12 protein-coding genes and 1 riboswitch are annotated in these 16,882 nt (G+C 66.7%); of the genes, 6 read left to right on the forward strand and 6 right to left on the reverse strand.

The features are described 5' to 3' along the window. The coding region (gene gcvP, locus DBR20_RS02480) for an aminomethyl-transferring glycine dehydrogenase (RefSeq protein WP_258223187.1) at positions 1-2,636 on the reverse strand (2,636 nt) is incomplete at its 3' end. A gap of 61 nt (positions 2,637-2,697) precedes the next feature. Continuing rightward, positions 2,698-2,800: riboswitch (glycine riboswitch) on the reverse strand. Positions 2,801-3,099: 299 nt separating this feature from the next. Here gcvP and DBR20_RS02485 point away from each other — a divergent pair. The 3 genes from DBR20_RS02485 (at position 3,100) to DBR20_RS02495 (ending at position 5,834) form a co-directional block, all read left to right on the forward strand. Further along, positions 3,100-4,326, forward strand: a complete 1,227-nt coding sequence (locus tag DBR20_RS02485) for a multidrug effflux MFS transporter (RefSeq protein WP_108265067.1) — start codon at positions 3,100-3,102, stop codon at positions 4,324-4,326. 141 nt (positions 4,327-4,467) lie between these two features. Beyond that, positions 4,468-5,364 (forward strand): siderophore-interacting protein, encoded by an 897-nt coding sequence (locus tag DBR20_RS02490; protein ID WP_108265068.1) that lies wholly within the window; start codon positions 4,468-4,470, stop codon positions 5,362-5,364. Between the two features lie 77 nt (positions 5,365-5,441). Continuing rightward, the gene (locus DBR20_RS02495; protein WP_089236443.1) at positions 5,442-5,834 is read left to right on the forward strand and encodes a hypothetical protein; all 393 of its coding nucleotides are present in this window, start codon (positions 5,442-5,444) and stop codon (positions 5,832-5,834) included. Between the two features lie 121 nt (positions 5,835-5,955). Here the strand turns inward: DBR20_RS02495 and DBR20_RS02500 are convergent, their stop codons facing one another. The 4 genes from DBR20_RS02500 to DBR20_RS02520 all read right to left on the reverse strand — a co-directional run bounded on the left by DBR20_RS02500 (position 5,956) and on the right by DBR20_RS02520 (position 12,741). Then, the gene (locus DBR20_RS02500; RefSeq protein WP_108265069.1) at positions 5,956-7,926 is read right to left on the reverse strand and encodes a M2 family metallopeptidase; all 1,971 of its coding nucleotides are present in this window, start codon (positions 7,924-7,926) and stop codon (positions 5,956-5,958) included. A gap of 600 nt (positions 7,927-8,526) precedes the next feature. Continuing rightward, positions 8,527-10,176 carry a phosphoethanolamine--lipid A transferase gene (locus tag DBR20_RS02510; RefSeq protein ID WP_108265070.1) on the reverse strand — a complete coding sequence of 550 codons (1,650 nt, stop codon included), beginning with the start codon at positions 10,174-10,176 and terminating at the stop codon, positions 8,527-8,529. Beyond that, the gene (locus DBR20_RS02515; protein WP_108265071.1) at positions 10,173-10,925 is read right to left on the reverse strand and encodes a phosphatase PAP2 family protein; all 753 of its coding nucleotides are present in this window, start codon (positions 10,923-10,925) and stop codon (positions 10,173-10,175) included. The genes DBR20_RS02510 and DBR20_RS02515 overlap by 4 nt, the downstream gene beginning before the upstream one ends. A gap of 112 nt (positions 10,926-11,037) precedes the next feature. Next, the gene (locus tag DBR20_RS02520; RefSeq protein ID WP_108265072.1) at positions 11,038-12,741 is read right to left on the reverse strand and encodes a glycosyltransferase family 39 protein; all 1,704 of its coding nucleotides are present in this window, start codon (positions 12,739-12,741) and stop codon (positions 11,038-11,040) included. 132 nt (positions 12,742-12,873) lie between these two features. On the opposite strand from DBR20_RS02520, the gene DBR20_RS02525 reads away from it, so the two are divergent. Together DBR20_RS02525 and DBR20_RS02530 are read left to right on the forward strand one after the other, a co-directional pair. Further along, positions 12,874-13,584 (forward strand): response regulator transcription factor, encoded by a 711-nt coding sequence (locus DBR20_RS02525; RefSeq protein WP_108265073.1) that lies wholly within the window; start codon positions 12,874-12,876, stop codon positions 13,582-13,584. Beyond that, on the forward strand, positions 13,574-14,854 hold the full coding sequence (locus DBR20_RS02530; RefSeq protein ID WP_108265074.1) for a HAMP domain-containing sensor histidine kinase: 1,281 nt from the start codon (positions 13,574-13,576) through the stop codon (positions 14,852-14,854). The genes DBR20_RS02525 and DBR20_RS02530 overlap by 11 nt, the downstream gene beginning before the upstream one ends. 87 nt (positions 14,855-14,941) lie before the next feature. Here the strand turns inward: DBR20_RS02530 and DBR20_RS02535 are convergent, their stop codons facing one another. Beyond that, positions 14,942-15,331, reverse strand: a complete 390-nt coding sequence (locus DBR20_RS02535; protein ID WP_108265075.1) for a VOC family protein — start codon at positions 15,329-15,331, stop codon at positions 14,942-14,944. A gap of 156 nt (positions 15,332-15,487) precedes the next feature. On the opposite strand from DBR20_RS02535, the gene DBR20_RS02540 reads away from it, so the two are divergent. Beyond that, the gene (locus tag DBR20_RS02540) at positions 15,488-16,744 is read left to right on the forward strand and encodes a DUF819 family protein (protein WP_100460022.1); all 1,257 of its coding nucleotides are present in this window, start codon (positions 15,488-15,490) and stop codon (positions 16,742-16,744) included. The last annotated feature ends 138 nt before the right edge of the window (positions 16,745-16,882 follow it).

Consider the following 16,882-nt stretch of genomic DNA (forward strand, 5'->3'; position numbering starts at 1 on the left):
AGGCGGCCGTCTTCGATCGCGGTGATCTCTTCGCGGATCTGGATCATCGCGTCGATGAAGCGGTCCAGCTCGTGCAGCGATTCGCTCTCGGTCGGCTCGACCATCAGCGTGCCGGCCACCGGGAAGCTCAGGGTCGGGGCATGGAAGCCGAAGTCGATCAGGCGCTTGGCCACGTCCTCGGCACCGATGCCGCTGGTCTTCTCCAGCGGGCGCACGTCCAGGATGCACTCGTGCGCGACCAGGCCGTTGCGGCCGGTGTACAGCGTCTTGAAGTGCGGGGCCAGGCGCTTGGCGATGTAGTTGGCGTTGAGCTGGGCGACCTGGGTGGCCTTGCGCAGGCCTTCGGTGCCCATCATCGCGATATACATCCAGCTGATCGGCAGGATCGAGGCGCTGCCGAAGCTGGCCGCGCTGACCATGCCGACCGGACCGTTGTCACCCAGCTTGCCCGGCAGGAACGGGGCAAGGTGCGACTTGACCGCACACGGGCCAACGCCCGGGCCGCCGCCGCCGTGCGGGATGCAGAAGGTCTTGTGCAGGTTCAGGTGCGAAACGTCCGAACCCCACTTGCCCGGCTTGGCCACGCCGACCAGGGCGTTCATGTTGGCACCGTCGGTGTACACCTGGCCGCCGTGCTTGTGGATGATCTCGCAGATCTCCACCACCTCTTCCTCGAACACGCCATGCGTGGACGGGTAGGTCATCATGATCGCGGCCAGGCGGTCGCTGTACTTCTCGGCGTTGAGGCGGATGTCCTCGACGTCGACGTTGCCGTTGGCATCGGTCTTGGTGACCACGACCTTCATGCCGCACATCTGTGCCGAGGCCGGGTTGGTGCCGTGCGCCGAATCCGGGATCAGGCAGATGTCACGGTGATCTTCGCCGCGCGAGCGGTGGTAGGCGCGGATCGCCAGCAGGCCGGCGTACTCGCCCTGCGCACCGGAGTTCGGCTGCAGGCTGACGGCGTCGTAACCGGTGCACTCGACCAGCATCGCTTCCAGCGAATCGATCAGTTCCTTGTAGCCCAGCGCCTGCTCGGCCGGCACCAGCGGGTGGATCTGCGAGAACTCCGGCCAGGTCACCGGAATCATTTCGGCGGTGGCGTTGAGCTTCATGGTGCACGAGCCCAGCGGGATCATCGTGCGGTCCATCGCCAGGTCCTTGTCGGCCAGCGAACGCAGGTAGCGCAGCAGCTCGTGCTCGCTGTGGTGGGTGTTGAACACCGGGTGGGTCAGGAACGCGGACTGGCGCAGCAGGCCGGCCGGCAGCGCATCGGCGGTGCTGGCATCCAGCGCGTCCACATCAAGGTTGGCACCAAACAGCGCGCCCACGGCGACGATGTCGGCGCGGGTGGTGGTCTCGTCCAGGCTGATGCCGACCGAGCTGCTGTCGATCGCACGCAGGTTGTAGCCGGCAGCACGGGCCTTGGCATGGATCGCGTCGGCATCGATACCGGTGACGTGCAGCGTGTCGAAGAAGTCGGCACCGACCTGCACACCGGCGGTGCGCAGCGCGCTGGCCAGGATAGCGGCCAGGCGATGGGTGCGGCGGGCGATGCGGGTCAGGCCTTCCGGACCGTGGTAGACGGCGTACATCGAGGCCATCACCGCCAGCAGCACCTGTGCGGTACAGATGTTGGAGGTGGCCTTCTCGCGGCGGATGTGCTGTTCGCGGGTCTGCAGGGTCAGGCGGTAGGCCGGGTTGCCCTGTGCGTCGATCGAGACGCCGATCAGGCGGCCCGGCATCGAACGCTTGTAGGCGTCACGGCAGGCCATGAACGCAGCATGCGGGCCACCGAAGCCGAACGGCACGCCGAAACGCTGGCTGTTGCCGACCACGATGTCCGCACCCCATTCGCCGGGGGCGGTCAGCAGGGTCAATGCCAGCAGGTCGGTGGCCACGGCCACCAGGCCGCCGCGCGCGTGCACGGCATCGACCAGCGCCTTGTAGTCGCCGACCTGGCCGAAGGTATCCGGGTACTGCAGCAGCAGGCCGAAGGCCTCCGCTTCCAGCGCTTCGGCCGGGGTGCCCACGCGCAGCACGATGCCCATGGGCTCGGCGCGGGTGCGCAGCAGTTCCAGCGTCTGCGGGTGCACGGCGTCGTGCACGAAGAAGGTGTCCGACTTCGACTTGGCCGAACGCTTGGCCAGGGTCATCGCTTCAGCGGCGGCAGTGGCTTCGTCCAGCAGCGAGGCGTTGGCGATTTCCATGCCGGTCAGGTCGGCGCACAGGGTCTGGAAGTTGATCAGCGCTTCCATGCGGCCCTGCGAGATTTCCGCCTGGTACGGGGTGTAGGCGGTGTACCAAGCCGGGTTTTCCAGGATGTTGCGCAGGATCACGTTCGGCGTGTGGGTACCGTAGTAGCCCTGGCCGATGAAGCTGCGCAGCACGGTGTTCTTGTCGGCGATCGCGCGGATCTTCGCCAGCGCCTGCACTTCGGTGATCGACTCCGGCAGCGCCAGCGGTGCCGGCGACTTGATCTTGGCCGGGACGATGGCATCGGTCATCGCATCCAGCGATGCGTGGCCGATGACGCCGAGCATCTGCGCGATCTCGGCATCGTTGGGGCCGATGTGGCGCTCGACGAACGCGGAATGGTGCTCGAGCTCACGCAGGGAAGGGGTGTTCTGGGACATGGCGAAGGATCCGTCAGGAAAGGGCACACGCACGGGCACAAGCCGCCGGTCGGCGGTCTGCGGGCGCCCCTCTGTCCTTTTGCCTGAGAGTTTAAAAGCGCGGAAAACCGCAGCTTCGTGCCCCTTCGGCGCCGGATCGAACCGGTCTCTCCAGAGTTCTGTTACGGGTGGTATCGGGCCTGAGCGATTACGGGCGTTGCGCCTTCGGCAGCGGTGACCTGCTTCTCCCACCGTGTTGCCCGCTGATTATAGCCTCTTGCCGGTGCCCGACGGTGGCCCGGAGCGGCCTCACAGGCCTGAATGGCCGATGGCCCGGACGTGCGTTCTGTGCACCCGTGCATGGCATCGCGCGCATTCCCCACCTATGATGGTCGGATTCTCGTATTCATCTGGCGCCGTCCCTGCTGCAGGGGATCGGCGCCCGCCGTGCGTGTCACGCATGGCCCTGCCGGACGCTTGCCCGATGACCGCCGCTGTTGCTCCTTCCACCCGCCGCATGGCCCTGTTGCTCGCTGGCCTGGCCATGTTCGGCCCGTTCTCGATCGACACCATCTTTCCTGCGTTTCCGCAGCTGGCCCAGCGCCTGGCGGTGGACGAGGTGGCGGTGCAGCAGACCATCAGCGTCTACCTGCTGTTCTACGGCCTGATGAGCCTGGCCCACGGCCCGCTGTCCGATGCGTGGGGGCGCAAGCGGGTGATCCTCGGCGGCCTGGTGATCTTCGTCGGCGCCTCGGTGGGCTGTGCGTTGTCCACCGACCTGACCACGCTGCTGGCGTTCCGCGCACTGCAGGGCCTGTCTGCCGGTGTCGGCATGATCGTCGGCCGCGCGGTGATCCGCGATCTGTACCACGGCCACGACGCGCAGCGGCTGATGAGCCAGGTGTCGATGCTGTTCGGCATCGCCCCGGCCATCGCGCCGATCATCGGTGGCTGGATCCTGCTCAGTGGTGCCGGCTGGCCGCTGATCTTCTGGTTCCTGGTGGTATTTGCGCTGGTGCTGCTGGCGGCCACCGCGCGCTTCCTGCCGGAAACCCATCCGGCGGAGGCACGGGTCGCACTGTCGCCACGCACGTTGATGCGCGATTACGTGCGCATCGGCTTCAACCCGCGTTTCCTGCGCCTGGCGCTGGCTGGCAGCATCGGGTTTGGCGGCATCTTCCTGTACATCTCCTCGGCGCCGGCCATCGTGATGCAGCACCTGCATCTGGGTGAAGGCGGCTTTGCCTGGCTGTTCATTCCCACCATCGGCGGCATGACCACCGGTTCGTTCCTGTCCGGGCGCATGGCCGGGCACAGCACACCCACCCGGCAGGTCTCCCTTGGCTTCACCTTGTGTGCGGTCTCTGCCGTGTTGAACATCGGCTACGTCAGCCTGGCGCCGCAGTTCGCGTTGCCGTGGGCGGTGATGCCGATCTTCCTGGGCGGCATGGGCATGGCGCTGATCTTCCCGATCCTGGCGCTGGCGGTGCTGGACATGTATCCGCAGCAGCGTGGCCTGGCCTCGTCGCTGCAGGCTTTCGTGCAGCTGATGATCAGCACCGTGGTGGCCGGCGTGGTATCGCCACTGCTGCACGACAGCCCGCTGCATCTGGCGCTGGGACAGGCGGCCTTCTTCGCGGCCGGCTTCGTGTTCTGGTATTGGGAACATCAGCGCGAGCGCGCAGCAGAGGCAGCCGGCACGGCGCATTGAGCGTCGCGCAGGGGTAGGGCGCAGCATCACGCAGCGCCCCCTTGCGGCGCTGCGGGCAGGGACTAGGCTGGGGTTTCCAGCAAGCCGGTTCGTGGATGCACGACAGCCAGCCATCCCGATGTCGTCGCATGAGGTATCCGCATGGCTGCGCAGCAGACCTACCGCCTGTTCGAGGTGGCGCTGAAGGAGCGCCGCGTTCTTTCTCCTTCCCTGGACCGCATGGTGTTCACCGGCGCCGACGTAGCGCGCATGAAGACCGAAGGCCCGGACCAACGCATCAAGGTGTTCTTCCCCTTGCCCGGCCAGGACGCGCCGGACGTGCCCAGCGGCGAAGACTGGTACGCCCGTTACCGGGCACTGCCCGATGACGCGCGGCCGCCGATGCGCACCTTTACCATCCGCCAACTGCGCGCTGGCGACTGCGAGGTCGACGTCGACTTCGTGCTGCATGGCGAGACCGGACCGGCCTCGCGCTGGGCCACGCACGCAAGGCCGGGCGACCGCGTGGTGCTGCTGGCCCCCGACGCCGACTGTGCGGACAGCAGCGAGGGCTGGGAATGGAAGCCGCCAGCTGGGGTCGGCCAGGTGCTGCTGGTGGCCGATGAGACGGCATTGCCGGCGGTGGCCGGCATCCTCGAGGAACTGGCCGGGCTGGTCGATCCTCCGCGCACGCTGGCCCTGCTGGAGATCGCCCAGGCGGGCGATGCGGTGCCATTGAAGGCACCGGCCACGGCCGAACTGGTGTGGTTGCCGCGCGGGCAGGAGGCCCATGGGCAGCGGTTGCTGCAGGCCGTGCAGGCGCGGCTGGCGGCGGCCTCCGCCGTGGCCGAGGGTGCAGAACTGGACGACATCGACGTCGACGCGCAGATCCTGTGGGAGCAGGCTGACGCCAGCGCGGACGGCGCGATGTATGCCTGGGTGGCGGGCGAGGCCGGCGCGGTGATGGCGATCCGCCGGTATCTGGTGAAGGACTGCGGCCTGGATCGCCGCGCGATCACTTTCATGGGCTACTGGCGGCAGGGGCGGGTGCTGGACTGAGCCGATGCCGTAGCGGTGTGAACCAGCATGCAGGGGCCGTGGGTTATCCTTGCGCCCCCGCAATGCAAGCCCCACCGATGTCGACCTCTTCCAAATCCCGCCGCGACCAGCGCCGTCGCCAGGAACAGCAGGCTGCCAACAAGGCCGCCGCCACCGCCTCGCCCGTCGAGCCGCATGCCGAACTGCGCGACACGCAGCGCACGCTGCTGGCCGGCGTCGTCCGTCGCGATGGCGAATGGGTGCTGGGCATGGATGGCCGCATTGCCGGCCAGAGCGAAAGTGCGGCGCAGGTGCTGGCGCTGATCATGCAGGCCGGTGAACTGCACGAACGGCAGGGCACGCCGGTGCGCTTGATCTATTCGGATGCGCTGCGCGATGCGGCGCAGGCCGAAGCCAACGAGAAGGGTCAGACCTTCGAGGAATTCAAGGCCGCGCTGGCCGCGCAGCTGGCGGCGAAGAAGAGCAACTGATCATCATCGCGGTAGCGCCGGGCCATGCCCGGCGAGCGCAGCGGTGTGATGAAAAGCCGCCGGGCATGGCCCGGCGCTACCGAATGGAAAGGGGCGGATCCTCGCGGACCCGCCCCTTCTTTCATTTCGCCGCCGCTGCCGGTGCCGCGTTGGCCTGCCAACCGCACATCTGGCCTTCGTTCTGCTGCTTCAACCAGGCGTTGACCGGGCTGAAGTACTCGATCATCGGGCCGGCATCGAGCTTGTCCGAGCCGGTCAGTTCCTTCAGCGTGGCCTGCCACGGCTGGCTGGCGCCCTTGCTCAGCATCGCCCAGTACTTCTGGCCGGCTTCCTTGTTGCCGTAGAAGGTGCACTCGTGCAGCGGGCCCTTGAAGCCGGAGGCATCGCACAGGCCCTTGTAGAACTGGAACTGCAGGATGCGCGCAAGGAAGTAGCGGGTATACGGGGTGTTTCCCGGCACGTGGTACTTGGCACCCGGGTCGAAGAACTCCTCGCCACGGGTGCTGGCCGGTGCAACGCCCTGGTACTTGGCCTTCAGGTCCCACCAGGCCTTGTTGTAGTTGTCCGCGGTGATCGAACCATCGAACACGCCCCAGCGCCAGCGGTCGATCATCAGGCCGAACGGCAGGAACGACACGCCCGACAGCGCCATGCGCATCTGGTTGTTGATGACCGCTTCGCGGCTCTCGGTCGGCGCGTCGACCAGCCCGATCGAGCTGAGGTACTTCGGCGTCATCGCCAGCACGATGGTGTCGCCGATCGCTTCATGGAAGCCATCGTTGGCACCGCCCTGGAACAGCGGCGGCAGCGGGTTGTAGGCCAGGTCGTAATAGATGTGGCCCAGCTCGTGGTAGATGGTGGTGAAGTTCTCTTCGTTGGGCTTGATGCACATCTTGGTGCGCACGTCGCCTTCCATGTTCATGTCCCAGGCACTGGCGTGGCAGACCACGTCGCGGTCATCGGGCTTGATGAACTGGGTCTTGTCCCAGTACGACTGCGGCAACGACGGCATGCCCAGCGATACGTAGAAGTCCTGCGCACGCTCGGTCATCTGCTTGGCGGTGCGCAGTTCCGCTTCGCGCTGTGCCTTGTACTGCGCGGCCACGTTCGCATCCTTGCCGGCCTTGGCCAGCGCCGCGCTCAGGTTGGTCTGGTACTGCTTTTCCAGTGCCGCGGTGATGTCCAGGCTGCCGGCGCCCGGATACGGTTCCAGCTGGTCCCACAGGTTGGACCAGTCCTGCTGCCACATGTTGCCCATCAGGTGCGCGGCGATCAGGCCATTGCCCACCTCGGCCTTGTCCTTGCCATAGGTCTTGTCCAGCTTGCCGCGCGCATAGCAGTGCAGCTGCTCGTACATCGGCTTGACCTGTTCCCACAGGCGATCGGTTTCCGGGCCGATCTGCTCCGGCGGCATGTCATAGCCACTGCGCCACATCTGCCCGGCATCGGTGAAGCCCATGCCCTTGGCACCTTCATTCACCAGGCCGACGAACTTCTGGTAATCACCGCGCATGTTCTTGGTGGTGCTGTGCCAGCCCTGCCAGGCATCGAGCTGCTGGTCATAGTCGCGGCTGCGCGCCAGCACCTGCTCCAGCTCGCCCAGCTGGCGGCACGAGTTCGGATCGTTGGCGTCGGTGCAGTACTTGCCTGCGCCGTAGCTGCCTTCCATGCGGGTGGCGATCTGGGTCAGTTCGGCCAGCTTGACCGGGTCGCGCGGTGCCGGCATCGACGACATCAGCTTCAGCAGGTGGATCGCGCGCTTGCTGTCCTCGCTCATCGGCTTGCCGTCGAACTTGCCGGCCTGCTCGATCCAGCTGTTGAGCTGGGTCAGCGAACGCTCGTTGGCCTTGGCCGCGATGCGCTCTGAATCACCGTTGATGTAGGTGGAGGACAGCCACTGGGCCGAGGTCATCTCCGGGTAGGCCGCCTTGAATTCGGCATTGATGCGGGCCACGAACTGGTCAGCGGTTTCGCCGGCCGGTGCGCTGCTGCTGGCGGTATCGGTGCCTGGGGCAGCTTCCTTCTTGCAGGCGGCCAGGGCCAGCGTAGCGGCGGCGATTGCCGCGGCCAGCAGGAGATGACGGTGTTTCACGGGCGGTCCTTGGGTGGTGAACGACCGCCGAAGGCTAGTGGGCAGGGCTTGCCACCGCAAGTGGCGGAAGTCGGCAGGGCTGCGCCCGGCACCCGCAGAGGCCTTCAGGCAACGGCAAAAGCCGGAGCAACAGCAAGAGCGGGGATTCCGTGGTTTGGCGGGGCGGTGCCGGAGTGCGGGGACGCCGCAAGTACGTCCCTGTAGGCTTGGCAGCCGCATCCATGCGGCTGACACCCCGCACTCCGACACCGCCCCACCTCTGACAGATCTCCGCGATCTGGTAGATCCACGCCATGCGTGGATGAAATCTGTCAGGTATCGAAAATCAAAATGGGGTCGGATCCGTTTTCCGAAGGAAAACGGATCCGACCCCAAGGTCGTTCCAACAGCTCGCGGAAATCTGTCGAAGGCGGGGTGGGTCCGGTGGTGGGAGTGTCCGCGGCATGGATGCCGCGGCCAAGCCCCCATGGACGGGTTTACGGCGTCTCCCGCCACCGGACCCGCCCCGCCAACCTTCAGGAAACCCGCTTCTGCTGTTGCTTCGGCCCTTGCCGTTGCCGTCGCCTCTGCGGGTGCAGGGCGCAGCCCTGCCGAACAACCCTAACTCTCGCAGTTGGCGAACAGGTCGCGATCACGCTCGTACAGAGAGGTCTTCACCTGCATCAGGCCCAGCACCGACGGGAACAGGTTGTCGTGGTCGGTGTAGCTGGCCGAGCGCTTGCGCACGCACTGCAGGTCCAGCCCGCGGCTGCTGGCAAAGCCCGGTGAGAACCACATCGTCATCGGTACCCGGGTCTGCTCGGCCGGGGCGATCGCGTACGGCACGCCGTGCAGGTACAGGCCCTTTTCGCCCAGCGACTCACCGTGGTCGGACAGGTAGATCATCGCCGTGTCGTAGTCCTGCAGGCCCTGCAGCGTGCCGATGGTCTTGCTCAGGAAATGATCGGTGTACAGCACCGCGTTGTCGTAGCTGTTGGTGATCTCTTCGCGCGTGCAGCGGCCGATGTCGCGGGTATCGCAGGTCGGGGTGAAGCGGCGGAAGGCGGGCGGGTAGCGCTCGAAATAGGCCGGGCCATGGTTGCCCAGCTGGTGCATCACCACCACCCGGTCACCCGGGCGCGCACGCACCTGGGCGGCCAGGTCCTGCAGCAGGATCTCGTCCATGCAACGGCCATCGGCACACAGCCCCGGCGTGGTCGCGTCCGACAGCGACTGGAAATCCAGGCCCTCGCATACGCCCTTGCAGCCGGACTGGTTGTCGCGCCACAGCGGCGCGATGCCCGCGCGGTTCAGTACATGCAGCAGCGATTGGTGCGCGCGGATCTTCTTTTCGTCGTACTCGTGGCGTCCCCATGGCGAGAACAGGCACGGCAGCGACACCTCGGTGCTGGTGCCGCAGGAGTGCATGTCCGGGAAATTGACCACCGCCGCCTGGGCCAGCTCCGGCGTGGTGTTGCGGCCGCCATTCAAGCCCCAGTTCTGCGCGCGCACCGTTTCGCCCATCACGATCACCAGCAGGCGTGGCTTGCTGGTCGGTGCGCGCGGGGTCGCCTTGGCATCGGTGCCGATCGGCAGCTTCGGCGCGCGTTGTACCGGGTTGTCGCCGCGCAGCGCACGCGGCAGCCCCAGCAGCACATTGGCGGGCGTCGCCAGGTAGCGCACTTCGCGCTGGTTGCGCATCAGGGCCGACACATCCTGGAAGGACACCAGCGCGCCACCGAGCGCAGTGGCCGCAGCCACAAGCAGGAAACCGATGCGCCACAGCAGGCTGCGACCCCAACTACGGCGGCGCAGTTCAACGCGCCACAGGACCACCATCGGCAGCGCGGCCAGCAGCAGTACCGGCCACAGCAGCGATACCGTCATCAGTTCGCGGCTTTCCTTCGGGTCGGTGGCGAGCACGTTGCGCAGCATGTCCGCATCCAGATAGATGTGGTAACGGCTCATGTAGTGCGCGGCAAATGCGGTGACCAGCAGCAGTACGCTGATTACCACCTTGGCATTCCAGCGCCACACCAGGATGCCCAGCAGCACGCCGTGTGCACCCAGCAGCAGCAACAGCAGCGAAAGCGCATAGCGCAGGCTGCCCGGATGGCTGGCCATGGCGCTGTGCCAGAACAGGCCATTGCCAGCCACGGCGAAGAACAGGCTGGTCAGAATGATCAGCGCTTCGGTGGACAGCTGCGGCCGCCATGCGCGGATGCTGGCCAGTGTGGGCAGCCGCAAGGAACGTTGCACCGATGCGTTCATGCAACCGCCTCCTGGCGGGTCGAGCGATCCAACTGGCGGCGGACCATCAGATACAGGCCCAGCGACAGCAGCCAACAGATCAAGGCGGTGGCAACGTCATGCGAAAGGAAGTGGGCGCCGCGCAGCTGTTGGCCGATGCCGAACACCAGGCCGCTGCTGAGGCCGATCCACAGTCCGGCCCAACGCCAGGCGGGGCGCCACAGCAGCGCGAAGAAATACAGGCACAGCCACGCGTATCCCGCGCTGGCGTGGCCGGCGGGGAAACAGGCGCGGGCGGCCATGCCGGTCGGGCGGCTGCTGAGAAGACCGACGAACGGGTCGTGTCCGCCATAGCGCAGCAGATCCCATGGGCAGTCCATCGGCACCAGCGACTTCAGCAGCGAGACCAGCCCGGTGCCGAGTGCCACGGCCATCACCACATAGAGCAGCGCCCAGCGCAGCGTGCGATCGCGGCCACGGCGCCAGTGGTGGAAGCACAGCAGCATCGCTACCAGGGCCGCAGTGGTGCTCAGCCACTTGCCGGCCTTGTGCACCACCGAACGTGTCAGCCACGCATCCTGCAGCGCCCAGTGGCCGCCTTCCAGCCGGAACAGATGGTCGGCCAGCCACTGGTCGCCACCGAAGCCCATCAGCAGGGTGAACACCGCAATGCCGATGACAGAGGGCAGCCAAAGATGGGTAACAGCAAAGCGCGACGCCAACAGCGATGGCGCGAAGGAGACTGCCGGGGCAAGAGGACGAGCGGGCATGCAGGGAAGGGGCCGTTACGGGAATCCGCGGCCATGCTCGTTACTGGCATGTCGGAGAAGGGTCGTACATGCGTTTGCGCCGGGTTAATACGCACCCGGCGCGAATCGTCGTTCAGTCTTCATCGTCGTTGGCGCCGGCGCGTTCGGCGTGGCACGCCGGGTCCCACGCAGTACCCGGAAGCAACTGCCAACGATTGCGGTTTGCAACACCGATCTCGATGACCTGGGCCGGATCGACACAGGGGCTCATGGCCTGGTCCAGCACCAGCAACCAGCGCTTGTCCGGGGCCTCGGCCAACCATGGGCCAGCGTCGTGCCACTGCTCCGCCCACGGCCGCTTGAAGCCGAACTCGCGCACCGGCCGGTCGGCCTGCAGCAGGTTCTGTTCGCGCCAGGCCACCAGCGCTAGTTCCGCATCGGGGCCGATCCGCGTGCCCACCCGGCGCATCACCGCCGACGCCGAGGCGTAGGGGTCCAGCGCCGGTATCAGCACCAGTCCATACAGCATCCACAGCAGGCCGTGGGTGAGCAGTACGAGCGTGGCCGCGCGTCGTACCCGCAGCCACACCGCCAGTGTCGCCACGGCGATGGCGAAGGTCAGCAGGCCATCGCCGAATACGGGCAGCAATGTATCGGGCATCGCCCGCCGCGCCAGCTGCGCCTGCGCCCAAGGGCTGTCGGTCAGCATCATCACCCCCAGGACGCCGGTGACCAGCATCAGCAGCAGGCTGTAGCCGAACAGGTAGCGGCGCACGCACAGGCGACGCAGCAGGCCGGGCAGCAACGGTGCAACTGCCAGTGCCATCGCCGGCAACATTGGCAGTACGTACACCTCACGCTTGCCGGGGCTGGCAGTGAAGAACAGCAGGACCAGCGCGGCCCAGCCCAGCAGCAGCCATTGGCGCTGGTCGCCGCGACGCAGGCGGCGCCACCACGGCTTGATCATCAGCGGCAGCAGCAGGGCGCCGGGCAGCCACAGGGTTGCGATCACCTGCAGGTAGTACCAGACCGGCTGGCGATGGTGCCAGGCATTGGCATAGCGGGTGCCGGTCTGCTTGAACAGCAGTTCGTGTGCATACGATTGCAGCGATGCGCTGGGTTCATGCAGCAGCGCCCAGCCCAGCGGCGCCAGCCATACCGCCGTGCCCAGCAGGAACGCCGGAACCAGCCACAGCAGGCTGGCGGGGTGGGGGCCGTCCACCACCTGGCCGCGACGGCGCTGGTACAGCCACCAGCCGAACCAGGGCAGCACCATCAGCAGCGGCAGGAAGCCCACCCCCTTGGTCACCGTGCCGACGCCGGCGGCGAAGCCGGCCAGCCACAGCGCCGGCAGGTTGCGGCGCTCGCAGAGGTGGCGCAGCAGGCCCCACAGGGCCAGCGTGGTCATGCCGACCAGCACCATGTCGATCTGCGCGCGCTTGGCCATCAGGCCGAACTGCAGGGTGCAGAACAGTGCGCCAAGTGCGTACAGCGAATGGCGTGGCGACCACAACCGGCGCGCCAGGTCCGAAACCAGCCACAGGCTGAGCAGCGCGGCCAGCAGCGAGGGCAGCAGGAACGACCACTGCCAGCTGCCGACCACCTGATGGGCAGCGGCCTGCAGCCACATGAACACCGGCGGCTTTTCGGCGTACAGCTCACTGCCTCGGTGCGGCAGCAGCCACTCGCCGCTCTCCACCATGGCCCGCGCGGCCAGCACGAAGCGTGGTTCGTCCGGCGGCTGCGGCTGGCGCATGCCGAGACCGGCCGCCAGCGCCACCACGATCAACAGCCACAGCAGGGGCAGGTGCCAACGGCGGGGCAGGGCAACGGGCACGGGGGGCTCCGGCAGCAAAACGGCCATTCTGATGAGGGGCACGTGGGAAAGCCGTCGGAGCCGCCGCGGCGGCGACCGCATTCCGACATCCGCAGCGCTACCATGGCATGAACTTCCGTGGATGTTTCGTGCATGCGACTGTTGGTGATCGAGGACAACCGCCAGCTGGTGGCCAACCTGTTCGACTATTTCGAGTCGCGCGGGCATGTGCTGGACGTTGCCCCGGATGGCATCACCGGCCTGCACCTGGCCGGCAGCCACCCGTACGACGCGGTGATCCTGGACTGGATGCTGCCGCGCATGGAGGGCCCGGAGGTGCTGCGTCGGCTGCGCTCCGAGCACGCCTCGGAGGTGCCGGTGATCATGCTGACCGCGCGCGACGAACTGCCGGACAAGATCGCGGGCTTCCGTGCCGGAGCGGATGACTACCTGACCAAACCATTCGCCTTGCCGGAACTGGAAGTGCGGCTGGAGGCGCTGCTGCTGCGCGCGCAGGGCCGCAACCCGCGCAAGCGCCTGCAGGTGGGCGACCTGCTGCTGGACCTGGCGACCCTGGAGGCGCAGCGTGCCGGCCAAGTGCTGCACCTGTACCCGGCCTGCCGCAAGCTGCTGGAGGTGCTGATGCGGGCCAGCCCGGGTGCGGTGACCCGGCAGCAGCTGGAATTCGCCCTGTGGGGTGACGAACCACCGGACGGCGACCTGCTGCGCTCGCACGTGTACGAGCTGCGGCGCAGCGTGGACGGCCCGTTTGCCGACAAGCTGATCCACACGCTGCCGCGGGTCGGCTACCGGCTGGCGTCGACTGCAGGCGCCGACGCACGGAACGATGACGATGGCGCGTAAACCCGGGCCGCTGTACCGGCGGGTGGTGTGGTGGTTGCTGGGCTACCTGGCGCTGATCTCGCTGGCGGTGTTCAGCGTGGGCAACTACGTGCACGAACACGCCGAGCATGCCGCGTGGCGCGCGCTGCTGAATTCCGAGCTGGACAGCATTGTCGATCACACCGAGCACGAGCCGCACTATCGCTGGCAGGACTCGGACACGCTGAGCCTGTTCCGCTTCAATGAAGCGAACATGCCCGCCAGTCTCCGCAGCCTGCATCCGGGCTTGCATGACGGGGTGATGATCGGCGAGCGCGAGACGGCGGTGATGGTGCGCGATACCGGCTCGATGGGGCGGGTTGCGCTGGCCCTGGACATCTCCGATTTCCACGACCTGGAACAGTTCGCCACACGCTGGGTGATGCTCGCCGGCATCATCATGATCTTCGTCACCGTGTTGATGGCCTCGTTCGGCATGGAGCGCATGGTGCGCCCGCTGAGCCTGCTGGCCCAGCACATCGGTGCACTGCGGCCTGGCGTGCAGGGCCAGCGCATCCACGTCGATCCGCGAGGCAGTTCCGAGCTGCATACCATTGCCGATGCGCTGAACGATTACCTTGATCGCAACGAGCAGTTCGTCGAGCGTGAGCGGGTGTTCATCAGCACCGCGAGCCATGAACTGCGCACGCCGATCGCGGTGATGACCGGTGCCGCCGAGCTGGCCCTGGAACAGCCGGGCCTGCCCGAGCGCGCACGCCAGCAGATGCAGCGCGTACTGCGTACCGCGCAGGGCGTCGAGCAGCTGATCGAGTTGTTGCTGGTGTTGGCGCGTGATCCCGCACGCCTGGCCAGCCGCGCCGAGCGCATCGCCCTGGACCAGCTGCTGCCGGAGATCGTCGACGACCATCGCCATCTGCTGGGCGACAAAGACCTGAGCATCGGCATCCAGGCTGCGCCGGTGGACATCGTCGCACCACTGGCCGTGGTGCAGGCAGCGATCGGCAACCTGCTGCGCAATGCCATCGAGAACAGCGGCCGCGGTCATATCGAGCTGCGCCTGACCTCGGCAGCGGTGTTGACCCTGCAGGACCCTGGCCATGGCATGAGTCCGGAAGAGATTGCTGCGATCCATGCACGGATGGCACGTGGTGAGCGCGGCGACCGCGGCGGTATCGGCCTGGAACTGATCGCGCGGCTGTGCGAACACCTGGGCTGGACCCTGCAGCTGCAGCCCTGTGAGCCGCGCGGTACCCTGGCCTCGCTCGACTTCGGCGCTGCGCGCCCAGGCTGACCTGTCCGTCGACCGAGGTCGACGCCTACCAAGCAATGGCCGCGTGCGTTCTGGTAGGTGCCAACCTTGGTTGGCACGCTGGCCGCGTCAGCTCGCCGTCGGCCGCGCCACATGCTGGTCGATCAGGATCACGTTGCCATCCGGATCGGCCAACTGCAGATAGGCGGGACCTGCGCCATCGGGATCGGCACGCGCAGTGAGCGCAATGCCCTTGGCGTCCAGCTCGGCCTGTACCTCGCGTACGTCCTCGAAGGATGCCAGTTCCTGCTTGTGCTGGTCCCAGCCGGGATTGAAGGTCAGCAGGTTGCCCTCGAACATGCCCTGGAACAGGCCGACCACGATGCCGTTGTTGCGCAGTACCAGCCAGTTCTGCGCCGCATCACCACCGGTTACCGAGAACCCGAGCGCCTCATAGAACGCACGCGAGGTGGCCAGGTCCTTCACCGCCAGGCTGACTGAAAAAGCGCCGAGTTGCATGGGGCAGGCTCCAGAAGGGAATGCTGCGATTCTCGGCAGGCCCGCGCGCTGCCGCAAGCAGCGCAGCATGACCCTGCGTGAAGACTATGTTAATTTCGACCCGCGCCGCTTATGCGGCGCTTTTCTTTTCCGCTCTTTCGATCGACAGAGGATCCCATGCCGACCGAACCCGCTACCGCTACCGCCCTGATCAGCAACGACATCGTTGGCCTTGGTCTGATCGCCGCCACTCTCGCCCTGATTTTCTGGGCTGCCAGTGGCCCAACGCCTTTGCTGAAGAAGATCTTCGCCTGGGTACCCGCACTGCTGCTGTGCTATTTCATCCCCGCCATCTACAACACTGCCGGTGTCATCGATGGCCACAACACCTCGCTGTACAACCCGGTCGCACGTGATGTGCTGCTGCCGGCGGCCCTGGTCCTGCTGACCCTGTCGATCGATCTGAAGGGTATCGCCAAGCTGGGACCGAAGCTGCTGCTGGTGTTCTGCGCCGGCACCGCCGGCATCATGCTCGGCGCCATCGTCTCCTTCCAGGTGATGAAGCTGATTCACCCGGAAACCGTGGCCGGTGACACCTGGGCCGGGATGGCCGCATTGGCCGGCAGCTGGATCGGCGGTGGCGCCAACATGGTCGCCATGCGCGAAGTGTTCGGCACCGATGCCACCACCTTCGGCCAGTTCGCCGTGGTCGACGTGGCCTGCGCCAGCCTGTGGATGGCGATCCTGCTGTTCATGGCCAACCGCGCGCAGCAGATCGATGCCCGCAACGGTGCCGACACCCGCGCCATCGATGAGATGAAGGCGCGCATCAGCGCCTACGACGCGCAGAACGCACGCATCCCCAGCATGACCGACCTGATGGTGATCGTCGGTGTGGCACTGGGCGGCGTCGGCCTGGCCCATGCCATCGCCGCACCGTTGTCCGGCTGGTTCAAGGCCAATGTCAGCTGGGCCAGCCAGTTCAGCCTCGACAGCCAGTTCGTCTGGGTGATCCTGCTGTCCACAGCGATGGGCCTGACCCTCAGCTTCACCCGCGCACGGCGGTTGGAAGCAGCCGGTGCTTCGCGCCTGGGCACCGTGTTCCTGTACTTCCTGATCGCCTGCATCGGCATGCAGATGAACCTGCTGTCGCTGCTGGATCGTCCGTGGCTGTTCCTGCTCGGTGCGATCTGGATGGCCACCCACGTGCTGGTGCTGTGGATCGTAGCCAAGCTGGTGCGCGCGCCACTGTTCTTCTTCGCGATTGGTTCGCAGGGCAACATCGGTGCGGCAGCGTCGGCACCGGTGGTGGCAGCAGCGTTCCATCCGACGCTGGCGCCGGTGGGCGTGCTGCTCGGCACAGTCGGTTATGCCACCGGTACCGGACTGGCATACGTGACCGGGTTGATCCTGAAGTGGATGGCCAACGGCTGAGTAGTCCAGCCGGGCGGCGCCCGGCACCCGCGGTAGTGCCGGCCGCTGGCCGGCAACCTCATACAGCAACAGCAACAGCGGGCATTCCGTGGGATGGCGGGGTGGGTCCGGTTGCGGGGGACGCCATAAACCCATCCA

Origin of the sequence: Stenotrophomonas sp. HMWF023 (assembly GCF_003060985.1) — a bacterium.
Lineage (GTDB): Bacteria > Pseudomonadota > Gammaproteobacteria > Xanthomonadales > Xanthomonadaceae > Stenotrophomonas > Stenotrophomonas lactitubi.